This is a genomic window from Polynucleobacter sp. IMCC 29146 (assembly GCF_021395195.1).
Taxonomy (GTDB): Bacteria; Pseudomonadota; Gammaproteobacteria; order Burkholderiales; family Burkholderiaceae; genus Polynucleobacter.
The window spans coordinates 215933-232930 of the sequence record NZ_JAJVCR010000001.1 but is presented as its reverse complement, the minus strand read 5'-3'; the positions used below and the strand labels follow the sequence as shown (position 1 = coordinate 232930).

At 44.9% G+C, this 16998-nt stretch carries 17 protein-coding genes and 1 tRNA gene; 10 read left to right on the top strand and 8 right to left on the bottom strand.

Going from position 1 to position 16998, the window contains the following annotated elements:
- The first annotated feature begins 89 nt into the window (after positions 1-89).
- From petA to LZT22_RS01140, 8 genes are all read left to right on the top strand, one after another.
- Entirely contained in the window at positions 90-692 is a 603-nt protein-coding gene (gene petA, locus LZT22_RS01175) for a ubiquinol-cytochrome c reductase iron-sulfur subunit (protein ID WP_233923226.1), read from the top strand.
- Between the two features lie 22 nt (positions 693-714).
- Entirely contained in the window at positions 715-2115 is a 1401-nt protein-coding gene (locus tag LZT22_RS01170) for a cytochrome bc complex cytochrome b subunit (protein WP_233923225.1), read from the top strand.
- A 31-nt stretch (positions 2116-2146) separates the two neighbouring features.
- Positions 2147-2926, top strand: coding sequence for a cytochrome c1 (locus LZT22_RS01165; protein WP_233923224.1), 780 nt, complete (start codon positions 2147-2149; stop codon positions 2924-2926).
- A gap of 25 nt (positions 2927-2951) precedes the next feature.
- A complete protein-coding gene (locus LZT22_RS01160; protein ID WP_233923223.1) occupies positions 2952-3563 on the top strand; it encodes a glutathione S-transferase N-terminal domain-containing protein in 612 nt (203 codons plus the stop codon).
- 49 nt (positions 3564-3612) lie between these two features.
- On the top strand, positions 3613-4017 hold the full coding sequence (locus LZT22_RS01155; RefSeq protein WP_233923222.1) for a ClpXP protease specificity-enhancing factor: 405 nt from the start codon (positions 3613-3615) through the stop codon (positions 4015-4017).
- A gap of 24 nt (positions 4018-4041) precedes the next feature.
- Positions 4042-4785, top strand: a complete 744-nt coding sequence (locus tag LZT22_RS01150; protein ID WP_233923221.1) for a hypothetical protein — start codon at positions 4042-4044, stop codon at positions 4783-4785.
- A 16-nt stretch (positions 4786-4801) separates the two neighbouring features.
- A tRNA-Thr gene (locus LZT22_RS01145) sits at positions 4802-4877 on the top strand.
- A gap of 26 nt (positions 4878-4903) precedes the next feature.
- On the top strand, positions 4904-6937 hold the full coding sequence (locus tag LZT22_RS01140) for a glycosyltransferase family 41 protein (protein WP_233923220.1): 2034 nt from the start codon (positions 4904-4906) through the stop codon (positions 6935-6937).
- Here the strand turns inward: LZT22_RS01140 and LZT22_RS01135 are convergent.
- Positions 6934-8238, bottom strand: coding sequence for an MFS transporter (locus LZT22_RS01135; RefSeq protein ID WP_233923219.1), 1305 nt, complete (start codon positions 8236-8238; stop codon positions 6934-6936). The genes LZT22_RS01140 and LZT22_RS01135 overlap by 4 nt on opposite strands.
- Positions 8239-8420: 182 nt before the next feature.
- On the opposite strand from LZT22_RS01135, the gene LZT22_RS01130 reads away from it, so the two are divergent.
- Positions 8421-9008 carry a phasin family protein gene (locus LZT22_RS01130; protein WP_233923218.1) on the top strand — a complete coding sequence of 196 codons (588 nt, stop codon included), beginning with the start codon at positions 8421-8423 and terminating at the stop codon, positions 9006-9008.
- Positions 9009-9063: 55 nt separating this feature from the next.
- Here the strand turns inward: LZT22_RS01130 and LZT22_RS01125 are convergent, their stop codons facing one another.
- The 5 genes from LZT22_RS01125 to hemA form a co-directional block, all read right to left on the bottom strand.
- A complete protein-coding gene (locus LZT22_RS01125) occupies positions 9064-10350 on the bottom strand; it encodes a DNA recombination protein RmuC (RefSeq protein ID WP_233923217.1) in 1287 nt (428 codons plus the stop codon).
- A 29-nt stretch (positions 10351-10379) separates the two neighbouring features.
- Complete coding sequence (gene grxD, locus LZT22_RS01120; protein ID WP_233923216.1) at positions 10380-10688, bottom strand: Grx4 family monothiol glutaredoxin; 309 nt, start codon at positions 10686-10688, stop codon at positions 10380-10382.
- Positions 10689-10781: 93 nt separating this feature from the next.
- Complete coding sequence (gene prmC, locus LZT22_RS01115) at positions 10782-11666, bottom strand: peptide chain release factor N(5)-glutamine methyltransferase (RefSeq protein ID WP_233923215.1); 885 nt, start codon at positions 11664-11666, stop codon at positions 10782-10784.
- 26 nt (positions 11667-11692) lie between these two features.
- Complete coding sequence (prfA, locus tag LZT22_RS01110; protein ID WP_233923214.1) at positions 11693-12772, bottom strand: peptide chain release factor 1; 1080 nt, start codon at positions 12770-12772, stop codon at positions 11693-11695.
- Complete coding sequence (gene hemA, locus LZT22_RS01105; RefSeq protein ID WP_233923213.1) at positions 12773-14140, bottom strand: glutamyl-tRNA reductase; 1368 nt, start codon at positions 14138-14140, stop codon at positions 12773-12775.
- On the opposite strand from hemA, the gene LZT22_RS01100 reads away from it, so the two are divergent.
- Positions 14139-14453, top strand: coding sequence for a hypothetical protein (locus tag LZT22_RS01100; RefSeq protein ID WP_233923212.1), 315 nt, complete (start codon positions 14139-14141; stop codon positions 14451-14453). The two genes, hemA and LZT22_RS01100, sit on opposite strands and share 2 nt — an antisense overlap.
- Here LZT22_RS01100 and LZT22_RS01095 read toward each other — a convergent pair.
- Both LZT22_RS01095 and LZT22_RS01090 read right to left on the bottom strand, forming a co-directional pair.
- Positions 14443-15180, bottom strand: a complete 738-nt coding sequence (locus tag LZT22_RS01095; RefSeq protein ID WP_233923211.1) for a uracil-DNA glycosylase — start codon at positions 15178-15180, stop codon at positions 14443-14445. The two genes, LZT22_RS01100 and LZT22_RS01095, sit on opposite strands and share 11 nt — an antisense overlap.
- On the bottom strand, positions 15164-16987 hold the full coding sequence (locus tag LZT22_RS01090; protein WP_233923210.1) for a M61 family metallopeptidase: 1824 nt from the start codon (positions 16985-16987) through the stop codon (positions 15164-15166). Before LZT22_RS01090 ends, LZT22_RS01095 begins: the two co-directional genes overlap by 17 nt.
- Positions 16988-16998: the final 11 nt, after the last annotated feature.

Genomic DNA, 16998 nt, shown 5'->3' with positions numbered 1-16998 from the left:
AAGTTAAACGCATAAACCTCTTTTTACTTTAAAATAGGTGGTTTAAGCAATTTTTACCCATAAAATGCATTTTTCAAGGAATTGTGTAAATGAGTGACCAGCCTAGTACCGACACAGGTCGACGGAATTGGCTAATTGCCACCTCTGTCGTAGGGGGAATTGGAGGGGCAGTTGTGCTTGTGCCTTTTGTGACCAGTTTCCAGCCATCCGAGCGCGCCAAGGCCGCAGGAGCGCCTGTTGAGGTCGATATTAGTGGCATGAAGCCCGATGAGGTAAGAACCGTTGAATGGCGCGGTAAGCCGGTATGGGTGGTTAGGCGGACCCCAGAACAGGTCGCCGAATTGCCCAAAAATGATCCCGAGCTGGCTGACCCGAATTCCTTGCGCAATCAAGACACCCTAACCCCCCCATATGCGCGCAATCAGTATCGCTCGATCAAGCCAGAATATTTTGTGGCGGTCGGTATTTGTACCCATTTAGGCTGCTCACCATCAGCTAAATTTGAATCTGGAGCCCAACCCTCTTTGCCCAATAATTGGCCTGGTGGTTGGTTTTGCCCCTGCCATGGGTCCACTTTTGACTTTGCTGGTCGAGTTTATAAAAATAAACCTGCCCCCGACAATCTCGAAGTGCCACCCCATAAGTACTTAAGCGACACAATGATTTTAATTGGCGATGATGCAAAAGCCTAATTAGAAAGCTCAGGAGAAATACATGGCATTTCATGAAATAAAAGTTCCAGACAATGCGCCAATAACGCAAAAATTGCTGGCTTGGGTTGATTCACGTTTCCCTTTGTCGTCGACTATTAAAGCTCACCTTACTGGTTACTATGCCCCTAAAAATCTGAATTTTTGGTATGTCTTTGGCGCTCTCTCAATCGTCGTTTTAGCTAATCAAATCATTACCGGCATTTTCTTAACCATGAATTACAAACCCGATGCCGCTAAAGCATTCGAGTCGGTTGAATACATCATGCGTGAGGTACCGTTTGGCTGGCTAATTCGTTATATGCACTCTACCGGCGCCTCGATGTTTTTCATCGTGGTGTATTTGCATATGTTTCGTGGCATGATTTACGGCTCTTATCGTAAACCTCGCGAACTCATTTGGATTTTTGGCACGGCCATCTTTTTATGCTTAATGGGCGAAGCCTTTTTTGGCTACCTCTTACCTTGGGGGCAAATGTCGTATTGGGGCGCACAAGTCATTGTGAATCTATTTTCAGCCATCCCTTTAATTGGCCCTGATTTATCACTTTGGTTACGGGGCGACTATGTAGTTGGCGATGCAACTTTAAATCGCTTTTTTGCTTTTCACGTTATTGCTATTCCACTTGTTTTAGTTGGTTTGGTTGCCGCACATATTGTGGCTTTGCACGAGGTTGGCTCGAATAATCCCGATGGGATAGAAATTAAAGACACTCTTGATGCTGATGGACATCCCGTTGATGGCGTACCTTTTCATCCCTTTTATACCGTACATGATGTAATGGCGCTGAGCATATTTTTAATTATTTTTGCGCTAATTATCTTTTTTGCGCCAGAGATGGGCGGATATTTTATTGAAGCAAATAATTTCATCCCCGCAAATCCATTTCAGACGCCTGCCCACATTGCGCCAGTCTGGTATTTCACGCCCTTTTATTCGATGTTGCGTGGCACTACTACTTCTTTCCTTATTCCCTTATGGATCTTTTTTGCGGTGATCTTAGGAATGTCCATGGTTCGTGCCAAGACCTTGATAATGAAAGCCCTCTGCGTCTTCATTTTGGCAGCACTAGCTGTTGGTTTTTACTTGCTAGATGCCAAGTTTTGGGGCGTGGTCATTATGGGCGGTTCAGTAGTAGTAATTTTCTTTCTCCCTTGGCTTGATCAATCTAAAGTGAAATCTATTCGGTATCGCCCCAATTTTCACAAATATATTTACGGTGTATTTGTAGTGAGTTTTATTATCTTGGGCTACTTGGGTATTCAGCCACCATCGCCTGTGTTTGAAAAGATTTCCCAGATTTGCACCATTTATTATTTGGGCTTTTTCTTGGCAATGCCTTTTTGGAGCCAGCTTGGTCAGTTCAAGCCTGTTCCAAGCCGCGTTACTTTCCAGCCCCATTGATGTGGACTACTAAGAAGAATTAGGAACTAGCATGCAAGCGATTCTGTCAATCTTTAACCATATTTGTCGAACTAGCGCAGTAATAGCGACCTGTGGCTTTTTATTCTTAGCCGAAGTAAATGCTAATGAAGCCGGCTTTCCTTTAGATGCTGCGCCTCAAAGAGTAAGCAATCATGCCTCGCTGCAAAACGGCGCAAAACTCTACGTTAACTATTGCGCTGGGTGTCATTCGGCTGAATCGGTTCGCTATAGCAGCTTACGTGATATTGGGCTAACTGATAAGCAAATTAAAGATAATTTAATTTTAAATGGCGCCAAAGTGGGCGATTTAATGACGATATCCATGTCAGCCAAAGACGCTAAAGAATGGTTTGGCAAAGCCCCTCCCGATTTATCGGTAGAAGCGCGTGCTCGTGGCACCGATTGGATTTATACCTACCTACGCACTTTTTATAAAGATGACTCAACCCCAACGGGGTGGAATAATTTGGTCTACCCTAATGTTGGCATGCCGCATGCATTATGGCAATTGCAAGGCGAGCGCGGGGCAAAATTTGCTGAAGTCAAAGACCCGCATGACCCAAGTAGAATAGAAAAAAAGTTCATTGGTTTTGAGCAGATCACCCCCGGAACCATGAAGTCTGCAGAATACGACGATAATGTGGCAGACTTAGTCGCATTCATGTCATGGATGGCCGAACCTGTGCAGCTAGAGCGTAAACGTCTGGGTGTGTTGGTGGTGTTATTTCTGGCGCTCTTTGCTGTATTTGCATGGCGCCTGAATAAGGCCTATTGGAAAAACATTCACTAAGTTATTTTTTTAAGGATATTTGCATATGATGGTGTTGTACTCGGGCACTAACTGCCCATTCTCGCAACGCTGCCGCCTAGTGTTATTCGAAAAAGGCATGGATTTTGAGATTCGCGATGTTGATTTATTCAACAAACCCGAAGATATCTCAGTGATGAACCCCTACGCTCAAGTACCAATTTTGGTCGAGCGAGATTTGATTTTGTATGAGTCCAATATCATCAATGAATATATCGACGAGCGTTTCCCACATCCCCAATTAATGCCACCCGATCCAGTTGCACGGGCTCGGGCTCGTTTATTCCTCTTTAATTTTGAAAAAGAACTCTTTATTCATGTCATTGGTTTAGAAAATGAAAAAGGCAAGGCCGCCGAAAAGGGACACGATAAAGCCCGCTTGGCAATTCGTGATCGCTTAACCCAGTTAGCCCCGATCTTTATCAAAAACAAGTACATGTTAGGCGATGAGTTTTCTATGCTTGATGTGGCTATTGCGCCGCTATTGTGGCGCCTTGAACACTATGGCATTGATTTATCGCGTAACGCTGCGCCTTTGCTGAAATATGCCGAACGTATTTTCAGTCGCCCAGCCTATATTGAGGCTTTAACCCCTTCCGAAAAAGTCATGCGTCGCTAAGCAGTATTAGACTCAGACCTAAACTAGGGGTTTTGTACCCGTCGAACACATGGCCGATCACACCCCTAGTACAAAACCCTATTTAATTCGCGCACTACATCAGTGGTGCAGCGATTTTGGTTTTACTCCATTTATTGCTGTTTTTGTAGATCAGCAGGTTGAAGTGCCAATGGAGTTTGTTAAAAATGATGAGATTGTTTTAAATCTTTCAACTGAAGCATGTCATGAATTACAGCTTGAAAATGACTCAATTAGTTTTCAAGCTCGCTTTAGTGGGGTTCCTAAAAAAGTTTTCGTGCCTATTTCACATGTCTTAGCAATTTATGCGCGTGAAAATGGCCAAGGCATGTCATTTCCTTTTGAGGCAAATCCGCCAGATGATAGTGCTGCAGAGTCCTTAAGAAAAAGTAAGCCAGCGACTGCTAGTAGGCCAGCCTTAAAAATTGTTAAGTAATATCTACTGAGTATGCATACGCATATGCAACTACCACCATTATTAATAACTTCGGCAATTAGCATTGCTGATCAGCAACCCGTTATTAGTGATCCAGACGAACGTCTGCGACTTACTTTGGTTGCGATTGGTAAATGGCTGGAACTGGAACCTGAAATTCAAATGGTGATTTGCGACGGTTCTAATTTTGACTTATCTACCATCATGCGCACCCATTTCCCCCAAGCGAAAATTGAATGTCTCCATTTTCAAAATGATGCTGCGCTTGTTGCCAAGCTTGGCAAAGGTTATGGTGAAGGTGAAATCATTAACTATGCTTTAGATCATTCAAAGCATTTGCAGGCGGCCAGTTTTTTTATTAAATGTACTTCAAAAGTATGGATAAAAAACTTTTCTGCCTGCCTGCGGTATTGGAATGGTAGATTTATTTGCAATGCCGATTTTTCGAATGTCACGAAATTTAAGCCTTACACCTTAAATCATATTGATACACGTTTTTTTATCGTTGATAAAGCGTTTTATCGCGAAACTTTTGCGCAAGCCTATTTGCAGGTCAACGATCCTTTGCGGCAAACGATTGAGCAATGCTTCAAAAAAATCGTTTTAGAAAAAAAACTACAAGCATTTATATTGCCAATTTGGCCGGCTTTAGCTGGTTTTGCTGGCTCAACTGGTGAAGATTATGAACTGTCGCGTTTAGGCCTTTGGAAGGAAGATTTCAAGCGTATGGTGCTTCGTTGGCGCTCGCCCTTAGTGGCAAATAAGTAGTTTAAAATAGCTACATGCCCCATTAGCTCATCTGGTAGAGCAACTGATTTGTAATCAGTAGGTGGTCTGTTCGAGTCGGACATGGGGCACCACTTTTTTCGATTGAAAATTACAGCACATGGCTAGCGATTTTGAGACCATTACCGGCATTGGCATTCAATGCGCACAGGCCGGCAAAAACCAAGAGGCGCTTGACTGGTTTAGCAAGGGCATCGCTTTAAACCCAAAATCAGCTCATGCCCACCTCTATCTAGCAAATGCCTATAGTGCACTGGGAAATTATCCCGCTGCATTGAAAAGTTATAACAAAGCAATTGATTTAGATCCGCACTTTGTCGAGGCTTATAACAATCTCGGCTTACTTTTAATTCAGCAGCAAGATTATCGCAACGCATTAATTTATTTTGCGCAAGCGATTCGGGTTGACGCTCATTTTTCTGAAGCTTATCTCAACCAAGGCTTCGCTTTATTTGCCTTAGCTGAATATGATGCAGCTTTACAAAGCTATGAAAAAGCAGTGCACCTGCAACCAAATAATGCGCTTGCCTATAATAATTTAGGCAATACTTATAAGGCCTTAGAAAAACCGCTAGAGGCTTTGCAGTGTTACGAAAAAGCGCTGCAAATAAATCCTGGTCTTGCCGATCCTTGGTATAACCGCGGCATTTTATTGGGAGATATGGGTCAAGAGCAGGAAGGTGCTCTTAGTTGCGATAAGGCCTTGGCCATTAATCCAAACTTAGCGCGCGCAAAATGGGCGCGAACTTTTCTGCAAATTCCCCAAATTGAGGGTTTTGGAGCAAATCTCAAAATTGCACGCGAACAATTTACAGCTAGTTTGCATGCATTAGATGCTTGGTTTGCCGTACCTGAAAGTCACGCTACAGCCCCGCTTGGAGTTGGGGTCGGCCCTGATGTGGTGGGTAGCTTTCAGCCTTTTTATTTGGCTTATCAGGCGGAAAACAACCGTGAATTAATGAGCACCTATGGTCAGCTATGTCGTCGATTAATGGCTAATTGGGAGCAAAGCCAGGGATACCAAGCCCGGGAGTTTGCGGTTCGTGGACGTATTCGCTTGGGTATTGTGACCCATTACTTATGTGATCATCCCGTTTGGAATGCATTTTTAAGAGGTCTCGCTCATCATTTAAAGCGTAGCGAATTTGAATTAATTTTCTTTTATTTAGGCCAAGTGCACGATCAAGAAACGCAACTAGCACGCTCTTTGGCCACATCATTTATTGAGGGTAAGACGGCAGTAGCTGATTGGGCTGAAACGATCTTGGCCCAACAAGTAGAAGTCTTAATTTATCCCGACGTTGGCATGGATCAAATGACTACAAAGCTGGCCAGCTTACGATTGGCGCCGTTGCAGCTGGTGATGTGGGGGCATCCAGAAACCACCGGTTTGCCCACCATGGATTATTTTATTTCAGCACAGTGTTTTGAAAATGCAGCTTCGCCCAATAACTATTCTGAACAATTATTAGCCTTATCTAATTTAGGCTGTTGCTATGAGCGACTGAGCGTCAACCCAACCGAAGTGAACTTAGCGCACTTTGGCATCAATACAAAATTACCCATTTTGCTTTGTCCCGGCAGTATTTTTAAATATGCTGCGCAATTCGACTGGGTTTTGGTGGAAATTGCCCGTCGCTTAGGGCCCTGCCAGCTTGTATTTTTTGTGGCGAACAGCAAAGCCAATTTAACAGCACGCTTTGAGGCACGATTAACCCAAGCCTTTGCCAAGGAACAGCTAAAGTTAAGCGATTTCGTGGTCTTTGTGCCTTGGTTAGAACGCCCCGATTTTTTTAGTCTCATGCAGCAGGCTGATGTATTTTTAGATACGCTTGGGTTTTCAGGTTTCAATACCGCCATGCAAGCCATTGAGTGTGATTTACCGATCGTCACTCTAGCTGGAGAATTTATGCGTGGACGGCTCGCAGCAGGAATTTTACAGCGCATTAATTTACCTGAATTAATTACCCATTCAGCCGAAGAGTACATAGCGCTTGCTGTCCGTTTAGCGCAAGACTCAGTCTATCGCACTAACATCGTTGCGCAAATACAAGCAAATCGAGATATCTTATTCGATGATGTTTTACCGATACGCGAACTCGAAGCATTTTTAAGTGCGCACTGCCGTAGTTAATGATGCAAGTTAATGCGGCGGGTTTCGGGTAAATAAAAAATAGCAAGTAGCGCAGCGCTAGCTAAAAATACCGTAGGGTACCAAAGCCCAACTAAGGGGCTAGCCCAAGTTTGATTTAGCCAAGTCACAATTAATGGTAATAGACCACCAATCCAGCCAGCAGCAAAATTGTGTGGCAGGGTGGCAGCACTACTACGACGTTGTGCAGGAAAAAGTTCAGCCAATAAGGCCGATTGTGGACCAATGACCAATGCTAATGGCAGAGATAGTGCCACCAAAACCCAGATCAGCGCAACGCTATTTTGTGCTGCATTGCTAGCCAAGTGCCCCAACAGAGCAAAAGCAGGCAGAATGAAAAGTGTACCCAGAATAAGACCGGCAATCACAATTGGTTTTCGACCAAAGCGATCAGAAAGTGCGCCAGCAGTGATGGTCAAGGGGAATAAAGCGCAAGTGGCATAGATACTGAATGAATTAACTAATTGGGGATCTATTTTGAGGGCCGATTTTAAATAGATTGCGGTGTACACCTGCACACAAAAGAACAGTACTGAGCCACCCGCTGAAATACAAAAAAATAAGATGAACATATGCCGCCGGGTAGTTTGATCACGAAAATTATCCCGTAAAGGCGTTTTGCTAATTGCCTGTGCAGTATGAAGCGCAGTAAAAATCGGTGTTTCCTCTAAAGCGACGCGGGTCTTTAAGGCAATGATGAGCAGTAATAAGGAAACCCAAAAGGGCACGCGCCAACCCCATTCTTGAAATGCCTCGGGACTAAGCACAAATTGCAAATAGGCGATTTGCAAGGTTGAGGCCAATATGCCTAGCGGGCCCATTAACTGCAAAAAACTCGTTTGAAAGCCACGCTTTTCGAAGTTAGCATGTTCGGCTAAATACACTGCGCTACCGCCAATTTCTCCACCAGCCGATAAGCCCTGTAACAAGCGCAGAATAATTAATAACACTGGAGCGGCATAGCCAATTTGATTAAAGGTGGGTAAGAAGCCCACCGCTAAAGTTGATCCACCCATCAGTGTCATCGTGATCAAAAATACGGGGCGCCGACCAATGCGATCAGCCAAAGATCCAAAAAAAGCTGCACCAATAGGGCGAAACACCATGCCTACGCCAAACGTCGCTAGGCTCGCTAGCAGACTATTGGACGAAGTGCCATCTGCGCTACTAAATGGGAAGAATAAGGGGCCAAATTGAATTGCTAGCGCAGCAAAGCACAGAAAGTCATACCACTCTAAAAAGGTGCCAAAACAGGCCGCTACGGCAACTTTACGGTATTTCATAGAATTATTTTTTATATCTAAAGTATTGATTTTATTGAACATTTTGCCTATATGAGAATTATTTGTTGCAAAGCAGCAAATAATTCTTGATTTCTATTCGCTGCTCCATTAAAGTACTATGGTGCAGTGCAATATTAATGATGTATTTTTTAATCGCTTTTAATTTATAAATGGAAACCCACATGAACCAAGATCAAATTACCGCTAAATTGTCGCAAATTCAAAGCAAAGGCCTCGAGTCTACTTTTTCTTTAAGCGAAGCTGCTCTAGAAAACGCTGAGAAATTAGCTGCCCTGAACTATGCTGCCTCTAAAGAAGTTTTAGTCAATGCTCAAGATAGCTTCCAAGCTGTGCTGAGTGCCAAAGACCCAAAACAAGTAACTGAAATGATGAGTGTTGATGCCTTGCAAGAAGTAAGTGATCAAGCTTCCGATTATCAACGTAAAGTAACTCAGTTATTGCGTGATAGCAATAAAGAGTTTGTGAATGTAGTTGATGCCAGCATTGATGAAATTCAAGCGAGCGCGCAAGATTGGATGAATACCTTGGCCAGCAATGCACCTGCAGGATCAGACGTCTATATTTCTGCCTTCAAAACTTCATTCGGTAGCGTTTTACAAGGTTTTGAGCAGTTCCGTGCTGCAAGCAAAGAAGCCCTGGCTACAGTTGAAAAGAATGCTGACCAAGCAATGGATTCGGTTAAAGGTCAATTGAACCAAGTTAAAAAAGCAAGCACACCAGCTTCACGTGGACGTAAAGCAGCAAAATAATAGTCTAGTTTTAGAATTAAACAAACCCTGTTACTACGGTAACAGGGTTTTTTATTTATTCGTTCGCAAGGTCTGCCGAGTCAGCTGCTTCAATTAACATGGTATCAATTAATTTACTGGGCTTTACGCCTAAGGCACGTACCTTTTCAGCAGCACGAATTAAATTGCCTTTACCCGATTTAAGTTTACTAAAGGCATCGTGGTATGAGCTTTGTGCTTGCTCAAGCCGCTGACCTAATTTTTGTAAATCTTCTACAAAGCCAACAAATTTATCGTAGAGCGCGCCACACTGACGAGAAATTTCAAGCGCATTCCGATTTTGTTGATCTTGTCGCCATAAATGAGCCACCGTTCTTAAAGTCGCCATGAGAGTGCTGGGGCAAACTAAAACAATATTTTTAGACAAGGCCTCATCTTGTAAGTTGGGCGCAGCCTTCATGGCGGCAATAAAGGCGGGCTCAATAGGAATAAACATTAAAACAAAATCAATGGCACCTAAGCCATGCAGAGCACTATAGTTTTTACTAGAAAGTCCCTGCATATGTTGTCGAATCGATTGAATGTGTAAATTTAACTCGGGCTGGCCAATTTCTGGGGTAAGCGCTTCGGCATAACGTGCATAGGCTGTAATTGAAACCTTGCTATCAACCACGATATGACGCCCTTCAGGCAAGCGGATGACAACATCGGGCTGTAAACGGGAGCCATCAGCCTGCGTATGACTGTCTTGCACTAGATATTCTTCACCTTTGCGTAAACCAGAAGATTCTAGAATCGATTCAAGAACCAATTCTCCCCAGTTTCCTTGTGCCTTGGAGTCGCCTTTCAGGGCTTGAGTAAGCGAACGGGTTTCATCAGACATGCGTAAATTTAAATTAGAAAGCCGCTCAATTTCAGTTTTAAGTGCAAAACGTTCTCGCGCTTCGTTCTGATACGAGCTACTGACTTGCTCTTTGAATTCTGTAAGCTTGGTTTGTAGTGGCTTTAGTAAGGCATCTAAGCTGGTTGCATTTTGTTCTACAAAGCGTTTGCTTTTATCTTCCAAAATGTCATTAGCTAAATTTTTAAATTGCGCTGTCAGGGCTTCTTTCGCTTCATTGAGTGACTCGAGCCTTGCCTGTGCTTGACGGCGCTCTGCAGCTAATTCTGCTTCTAGTCGAATCGCATTTTGAATTGCCAGATCACGTTCATTGCGTAGGCTTTCAATCAAACCATTTTCGGTAAGGGTAAGGGTCTGCTGGTTTCTTAAGGTGGATTTAAGATTGAGTGCATAGACCAATAGGGCAGCGCACGAACCGACCAACAGGCCAAATAAAAGTAGGATAGAAAAATCCAGCGCCATGGTGATAGCTTACGCTAGCTGCGCTAGATTTAGGGCTTAATTAATTTTTGTAGTTCGCCACTTTCGTACATTTCTGTCAAAATATCTGAGCCGCCCACAAATTCACCGTTAATGTAGAGCTGGGGAATAGTGGGCCAATTGGCATATTGTTTAATGCCTTGGCGAATACCCTCATCATCAAATACATTCACAGTATGTAAGTGCTCGACACCACAGGCGCGGAGAATATTGACTGCATTGCCGGAAAAGCCACACTGAGGAAACTGCGCAGTGCCTTTCATGAATAACACTACCGGGTGGCTAGTAATAATTTCTTTAATTTGTGCTTGGGCGTCCATTTTGAATCCTTCATAAATTCTGTATTTGATTAATTAATTACCACTGAAGACTTTCCTCGATTTTAAGACCGAATGCAAATTAGGGTTATTCAGCTAATTTAGCTTGCGAGCACTAACTACCCGGGGATGTCCAGCTAGATCGGTATACGATTTCACCTCTTGTAGCCCAGCCCGGTTCATCATCTGCAGGACTGAGCTCAGTTGATCATGGCCATGCTCCACTGCAATGAAGCCCTGCGGCCGCAAAAATAGGCGCGCGCCTGCAATAATTGTGCGCAGACAACTTAGTCCATCTATTCCATCGCTTAGGGCGGCTAAGGGCTCAAAACGTAAATCACCCTGCTGTAAATGCTGGTCTTTTGCATGAATATACGGCGGATTACTCAGAATGAGGTCAAAAGTCCCAGTAAATAGGGGTTGCGGTAAAGCGTGATACCAATCGCCCTCAATCAATTCGATGCGTTGATCAAGATTTAAATGTACCGCATTGAATTTGGCTACGCGAAGGGCCTCGGCGGAAAGATCTGTTGCCACAATGCGGGGCTGACTTATAGCCTCCTGAGGTTCGTCAAAGGCTGCGGCAATGGCTAGGGCAATGGCGCCAGAACCTGTGCCGAGATCGAGTATATGCCGAGCAGCAGCTGGGTTTTGCTGTTTTAGCCGAGCCATTTCCTGCAGGGCAAGATCAACCAATAATTCTGTTTCAGGGCGGGGTACTAATACGGCCGAATTCACCGCTAGTTCAATTTGATGAAAAGGCCGTTTGCCAATAAGATAGGCAATGGGCTCGCCGTTCATGCGTCTGGCTTCTAGGGCTTGCCAGTCAGTGAGGAAAGGGCCAGAAAGGGGCATCTCATCACGGCTAATTAAGGCTGACTTCGGCAGCTGAAAATAGTGCGCGAATAAATGCGCCAATAAAGTGCGGGCCTCGGCAGCCGGCAAATCAGTCTTACTCAATACCGAACGAATGGTGGCCATGAGGTGAATTAAGGGGTTGTGGCGACTTAAGTATCGCCAAGGGCAGCTAAAAGTTCAGCCTGATGTTCGGCCGCTAGCGCATTCATCAGATCACCTAAATCACCATCCATCATGGCTTCAATTTTGTATAAGGTGAGATTAATACGGTGGTCGGTAATGCGTCCTTGTGGAAAGTTATAAGTCCGAATTCGATCGCTACGATCGCCTGAACCAATTAGCGATTTACGGGTTTGCGCTTCCTGTTGATGGTGTTCACGGTGGCGGGCATCCATAATGCGTGCAACCAGTACTTTCATGGCCTGATCTTTATTGCGGTGCTGGCTTCGATCGTCTTGGCACTCCACCACAATGCCAGTCGGAAGATGAGTAATACGCACGGCTGAATCGGTTTTATTAATATGCTGTCCCCCCGCACCAGAGGCACGAAAGGTATCGATGCGTAAGTCAGCCGGATTGATTTTTACCGCCTCAATTTCATCGGCCTCAGGCATGACCGCAACCGTACAAGCGGACGTATGAATCCGTCCTTGAGTTTCTGTTTGTGGCACGCGTTGCACCCGGTGTCCACCCGATTCAAATTTCATGCGCGCATAGACCGATTGACCAATTAAGCGCAAGACTACTTCTTTGTAACCCCCTAAAGCAGATTCAGCAGCACTCACGATTTCCACTTTCCAACCTTGTCGCTCAGCGAAACGGGTATACATCCGTAATAAATCATTGGCAAATAGCGCACTTTCATCGCCGCCAGTTCCAGCACGAATTTCTAGAAAGACATTGCGTTCATCATTTTCATCTTTGGGCAAAAGCAAGGTTTGTAAGCTAGCTTCAAGCTCAAGCATTTGATTGCTAGCTTGTTTTTGCTCTTCATCGGCAAAATTTTTCATTTCAGGGTCGCTCCGCATCTCTTCAGCAGCCGCTAAATTTGCTTCGGCTTGGCGATAAAAGCCAAATTGCTCAACCACAGTAGCAATTTCTGCATGTTCTCGTGTCAACCTGCGATAGGAGTCCATATCCTTGGTTGACTCTGATGAAGTTAAGAGAGAGTTAAGCTCAGCCAAACGGGTATCAAGATGCACCAGCTTGGCCCGCATGCTGGGTTTCATTTAATGCTCTGGCTTGGCGGGTTTGGAAGCGCTAATAGGGTCTGAAGAATGATCGGTGCCATGGACACCAGTTTGCGCAATAAATAGCTTGGGTAAGAGTTTAATTAAGGCATCCCGTTCTGCGCCATTAGCATGCTGTAAGGCGTGTAAGGAACCATGTAGAAATTTATTGGTTAAGCCTTGTGCCATGAGATTTAAAACCTCAAGTGGATCATCGCCGCGCATTAAGCGCTTCATCGCTCGCTCTAGCTCAATTTGCCGGAGATGCTCGCCGCGCTGCTGAATATCTTGGATTAAAGGCACGGCATCACGGCCTTGTAGCCAATGCATAAAATTACCCACTCGATCAGTAATGATCGCTTCAGCTTGATCAACCGCCGCCAAGCGGAGCGAGGCGCCCGTTTGAATCATTGCACCAAGGTCATCAACGGTATATAAATAGATATCGTTTAAGCGCGTAATTTCTGGTTCAAAATCACGTGGCACTGCCAAATCAATCATCACCATTGGCTTCCGTCGACGGAGTTTGAGCGCACTTTCGACCATTCCCAAACCAATAATCGGCAGGGTGCTAGCGGTGCTGGAAACAATAATGTCAAATTCATGCAGCCGACTCGGTAACTCAGAGAGACGTAAGGTTTCTGCTGGAATGCCCTGAGCAGAAATCGCATCGGCTAACTCTTGACCACGCTCAAGAGTGCGATTAGCAACGGCAGCAAGAGCCGGTTGACGAGCCACAAAATGGGTGGCGCAAAGTGAAATCATTTCCCCTGCGCCAATAAATAAAATTTTCTGCTCAGCTAGTTTTTCAAAAATACGTTCGGCCAAACGAACTGAGGCTGCAGCCATTGAAATGGAATGTGCACCAATTTCGGTTGAGCCGCGCACTTCTTTGGCAACTGCAAAGGTTTTTTGAAACAGTTGATTAAGATAGGTGCCTAGGGTGCCAGCTTCATTAGCTGTGCGTACAGCGTCTTTCATTTGCCCCAAAATTTGGGTTTCCCCAATCACCATTGAATCCAGCCCGCACGCTACCCGAAAAGCATGCCTTACAGCATCTGATTGTGGCAATGAATAGAGGTGGGGTTCTAAAGTACTGGGCGCCAATTTTTGGCTTTTAGCCAGCCAATCGAATGTAGCCGCGTGCAATAAAACTTCAGACTTAGCATCATTCGCAGCGCAGTACAACTCGGTACGGTTACAAGTCGATAAAATGGTTGCTTCGGGCAGGTGAGTGCTATTTACGCTGCTAAGGTGCGAGCGTAAATCATGCAGCGCATCTTGGAGAGATTCAGGATCAAAAGCCACCTTTTCCCGAACTGCCACTGGCGCTGTGTGATGATTGATGCCTAGTGTCAGCAGCTTCATGCTGGTGATTATAGATATGATGGCGTTGTTAATGGGGATAGTGATGGGGTTTTTAGCTTTTCTGTTGCTTGGGGGTACTGTAGGCTGGTCAGCCTGGTACTTTTATCCTGCACGAAAAACGCCCTCGAATAGGGGGGGAGGGCGCATAAAAGGCATTATTGGCGCGATCGGCGCAGGTTTTATTGGGGCCTGGGGAGGTTCATTTTTGGCCTTAATGGGAGCCCTTGTAAAGCCAGGTCAAATGCTCGAATGGTTCATTGCCATTTTGGCCGCTTGGATGGTGGCGGCAATTTACACCAGTTTTACCCGCTAGCCCAGCTAATTTCGGCTTTCCCTAATTTCTGCAGCCATTGGTTACTTTGTATAAAGTGCCGGCAACTACCGGTATTACCGGCTTCTAAAAAAGGTTTTTTAGTTTTATAAACCCCCAAGCCTGAGGGGTGAGAGGCTTGCAAAATCAAGGGCTGTATGCCCGTTTCAGAGCGCTCAATGAGCGGTAATTTAGCTTGCGCATGCCCTCCCCACAAAAGCCAGACTAAGTTGGGGCGTTGCCTTGCTAGCTGGAGAATAAGGTGATCAATCAGGCCGTCCCAACCCAAATGGGTATGGCTAGTTGGTTTACCCAGACGCACACTTAAAGCCGTATTGAGAAGCAGCACACCTTGTTTAGCCCAATGACTAAGGTCACCATGTTTGAGTAAACCAAGCCCTTCAAGAGCCAGCGCTTTACTAATATTACGTAAGGAGCTGGGAAACTGTTTGGAACGAATGGCAATTTCTGCAGGAATTGAGAAGGCTAGTCCTTGGGCTAAGCCAGGGGAGTGATAAGGGTCTTGACCGAGAATGACCACTTTTACTTGATCTACCGCAGTCAGTTCAAGCGCTTTAAAAAAAAATTCAGGCGGCGGACAAATGGCTTGGGGATACAACCTAATTTCGGCTTGCAGGCGAGACTGTAACTCATGCCAAGTCGCTGACTGCAAATAATCCCGCAATAATTCACGCCACGACAAAGGTATCGCGTCAGTTAAATTTCTCATTGCTCGGCAGCAATTGGTATTGAGCGATAGGCTCGAGTATTTTTAATTGCAGCCGAGTCTCGTGTTCCAGGTCTTGACGGAAGTAGCGGATCCGAATGCGTTCACCAAGTTTGAGTTGATTCAGTACGCTATTCCAGCGCGCAACAGTGACACGCTGCTCATTAATGCTAATGAGTAAATCGTGTGGAGCTAGTCCTGCTATTTGGGCAAAGCCAGAATCAAATACATGGGTAATTTTGAGCCAGCCTTGTGCCTCAATAAAACGAAAGCCAAAATCGAGCTTAAGTTGCTCAATATGAGCAAGGGTTTTGAGTTTGACACGAATAATTTGGGGGTCAAACCATTCTTCTAAAGGAATATCTTCGGTACCGTTGATATAGCGCGCTTTAAAATCTTTCCAAGGTTTAGCAAATTCTGGCCCCAAGAGCACTAACATAATTGCATCTAGTCCTTCTTCAGGAAGGCCTTTTTGAGTGCGGCCATGCCATTTCCAAAGTAGGCGCATGGCATCATCTAATGATTTACGTTGCTGCGAAAAGTGGCGGATAAGCAAATCAAGACCCAAGGCGAGCATTGCGCCTTTAGCGTAATAACTGACTACGGCATTAGAGGTATTTTCATCGCTTTGATAAAATTTTGTCCAAGCGTCAAAAGAGCTGTCGGCTAGACTTTGCTTGTGCCGTCCTGAGCCGCGTAACACACTATTCCAGTTATTTGCCACACACTCTAAATAGGTTTTAAGCGTCATGCGCTTACTGCGAAATAAGAGTAAGTCATCGTAATAACTCGTAAAGCCTTCGAAGAGCCAGAGCAAGCGCGTATGCGTGCGCTGATCGAGCCGATACGGTTGAAATACTTTTGCTTGGATACGCTTAACCAGCCAAGCATGAAAATACTCATGACTACATAAGCCCAAAAATTCGCGGTAGGCAGATTCATCAAGCACAGCATTAATTTGGGGAATTTGCTCACGTCGACATAACAAGGCTGAGCTATTGCGATGTTCAAGCCCGCCGTAGCCAGCAAGTACTGCGTTCACCAAAAACGTGTAATTGGTGAACGGGGGCTTTTGGGTTTTAGGCTCAAAGAAATGAATTGCAGTAGTGCAGATAGCTTGTAGGTCATTGCCAAGGCGCTTGGCATCAATTGCTAGTCGGCAGCCCTGAATGGCCATAGTGTGCCTTACACCACCTGAGCGCCAGTGGACTAGCTGAAATTGGCCTAAGGCAACGGGATGATCTAATAAATCATCATAGTTTCGAGCCAAATAAAAACCAAATCCCTGTGTATCTACTTTGGCGCTCGTTAAAGTGGTTTGTACCTGCCACTCATTTGCTTGCTTGAGATTGTGTTGCGGAGGCACTAGGATGAGCGAACAAGGTAAATCAGTTTGACCGTTTACTGCCAAGCAGAGACTGCTTGCATTAAAAAATCCCCGCTCCTGATCTAAGTAAGCAGTACGTACTGAGGGATCAAAGGCGTAAATGGTGGCATTCACTTCTACTGCTCCATCTACTGGGGGTAATTGCCAACGATCATTATCAAGTCGAGTTAATTTCAGTGGCTTAAGCTTAGATCCAATGCGAGCAAAAGCGGTTAGCGTTTCGATTTGTTTACTAAAATCGCGGATTAAATAGCTACCTGGAATCCAGGTGGGCATTTGCAAAATTTGCCCATCGGCATGGGGTTTGAGAATACATAAATTGACTTGAAAGCGATGCCCGACTAAATCAGCAGGCCAAATGGTGTATTGAATTACAAAGGGTTCATCGGCATTTAAAGTCGGGGATAGAGTTGAGGTCGACATGATTGCGCAGA

Bases quoted from the DNA above. Each gene is read 5' to 3' on its own strand.
- petA (WP_233923226.1), top strand. From the start codon at position 90: ATGAGTGACCAGCCTAGTACCGACACAGGTCGACGGAATTGGCTAATT.
- LZT22_RS01170 (WP_233923225.1), top strand. From the start codon at position 715: ATGGCATTTCATGAAATAAAAGTTCCAGACAATGCGCCAATAACGCAA.
- LZT22_RS01165 (WP_233923224.1), top strand. From the start codon at position 2,147: ATGCAAGCGATTCTGTCAATCTTTAACCATATTTGTCGAACTAGCGCA.
- LZT22_RS01160 (WP_233923223.1), top strand. From the start codon at position 2,952: ATGATGGTGTTGTACTCGGGCACTAACTGCCCATTCTCGCAACGCTGC.
- LZT22_RS01155 (WP_233923222.1), top strand. From the start codon at position 3,613: ATGGCCGATCACACCCCTAGTACAAAACCCTATTTAATTCGCGCACTA.
- LZT22_RS01150 (WP_233923221.1), top strand. From the start codon at position 4,042: ATGCAACTACCACCATTATTAATAACTTCGGCAATTAGCATTGCTGAT.
- LZT22_RS01140 (WP_233923220.1), top strand. From the start codon at position 4,904: ATGGCTAGCGATTTTGAGACCATTACCGGCATTGGCATTCAATGCGCA.
- LZT22_RS01135 (WP_233923219.1), bottom strand. From the start codon at position 8,238: ATGAAATACCGTAAAGTTGCCGTAGCGGCCTGTTTTGGCACCTTTTTA.
- LZT22_RS01130 (WP_233923218.1), top strand. From the start codon at position 8,421: ATGAACCAAGATCAAATTACCGCTAAATTGTCGCAAATTCAAAGCAAA.
- LZT22_RS01125 (WP_233923217.1), bottom strand. From the start codon at position 10,350: ATGGCGCTGGATTTTTCTATCCTACTTTTATTTGGCCTGTTGGTCGGT.
- grxD (WP_233923216.1), bottom strand. From the start codon at position 10,688: ATGGACGCCCAAGCACAAATTAAAGAAATTATTACTAGCCACCCGGTA.
- prmC (WP_233923215.1), bottom strand. From the start codon at position 11,666: ATGGCCACCATTCGTTCGGTATTGAGTAAGACTGATTTGCCGGCTGCC.
- prfA (WP_233923214.1), bottom strand. From the start codon at position 12,772: ATGAAACCCAGCATGCGGGCCAAGCTGGTGCATCTTGATACCCGTTTG.
- LZT22_RS01100 (WP_233923212.1), top strand. From the start codon at position 14,139: ATGCTGGTGATTATAGATATGATGGCGTTGTTAATGGGGATAGTGATG.
- hemA (WP_233923213.1), bottom strand. From the start codon at position 14,140: ATGAAGCTGCTGACACTAGGCATCAATCATCACACAGCGCCAGTGGCA.
- LZT22_RS01095 (WP_233923211.1), bottom strand. From the start codon at position 15,180: ATGAGAAATTTAACTGACGCGATACCTTTGTCGTGGCGTGAATTATTG.
- LZT22_RS01090 (WP_233923210.1), bottom strand. From the start codon at position 16,987: ATGTCGACCTCAACTCTATCCCCGACTTTAAATGCCGATGAACCCTTT.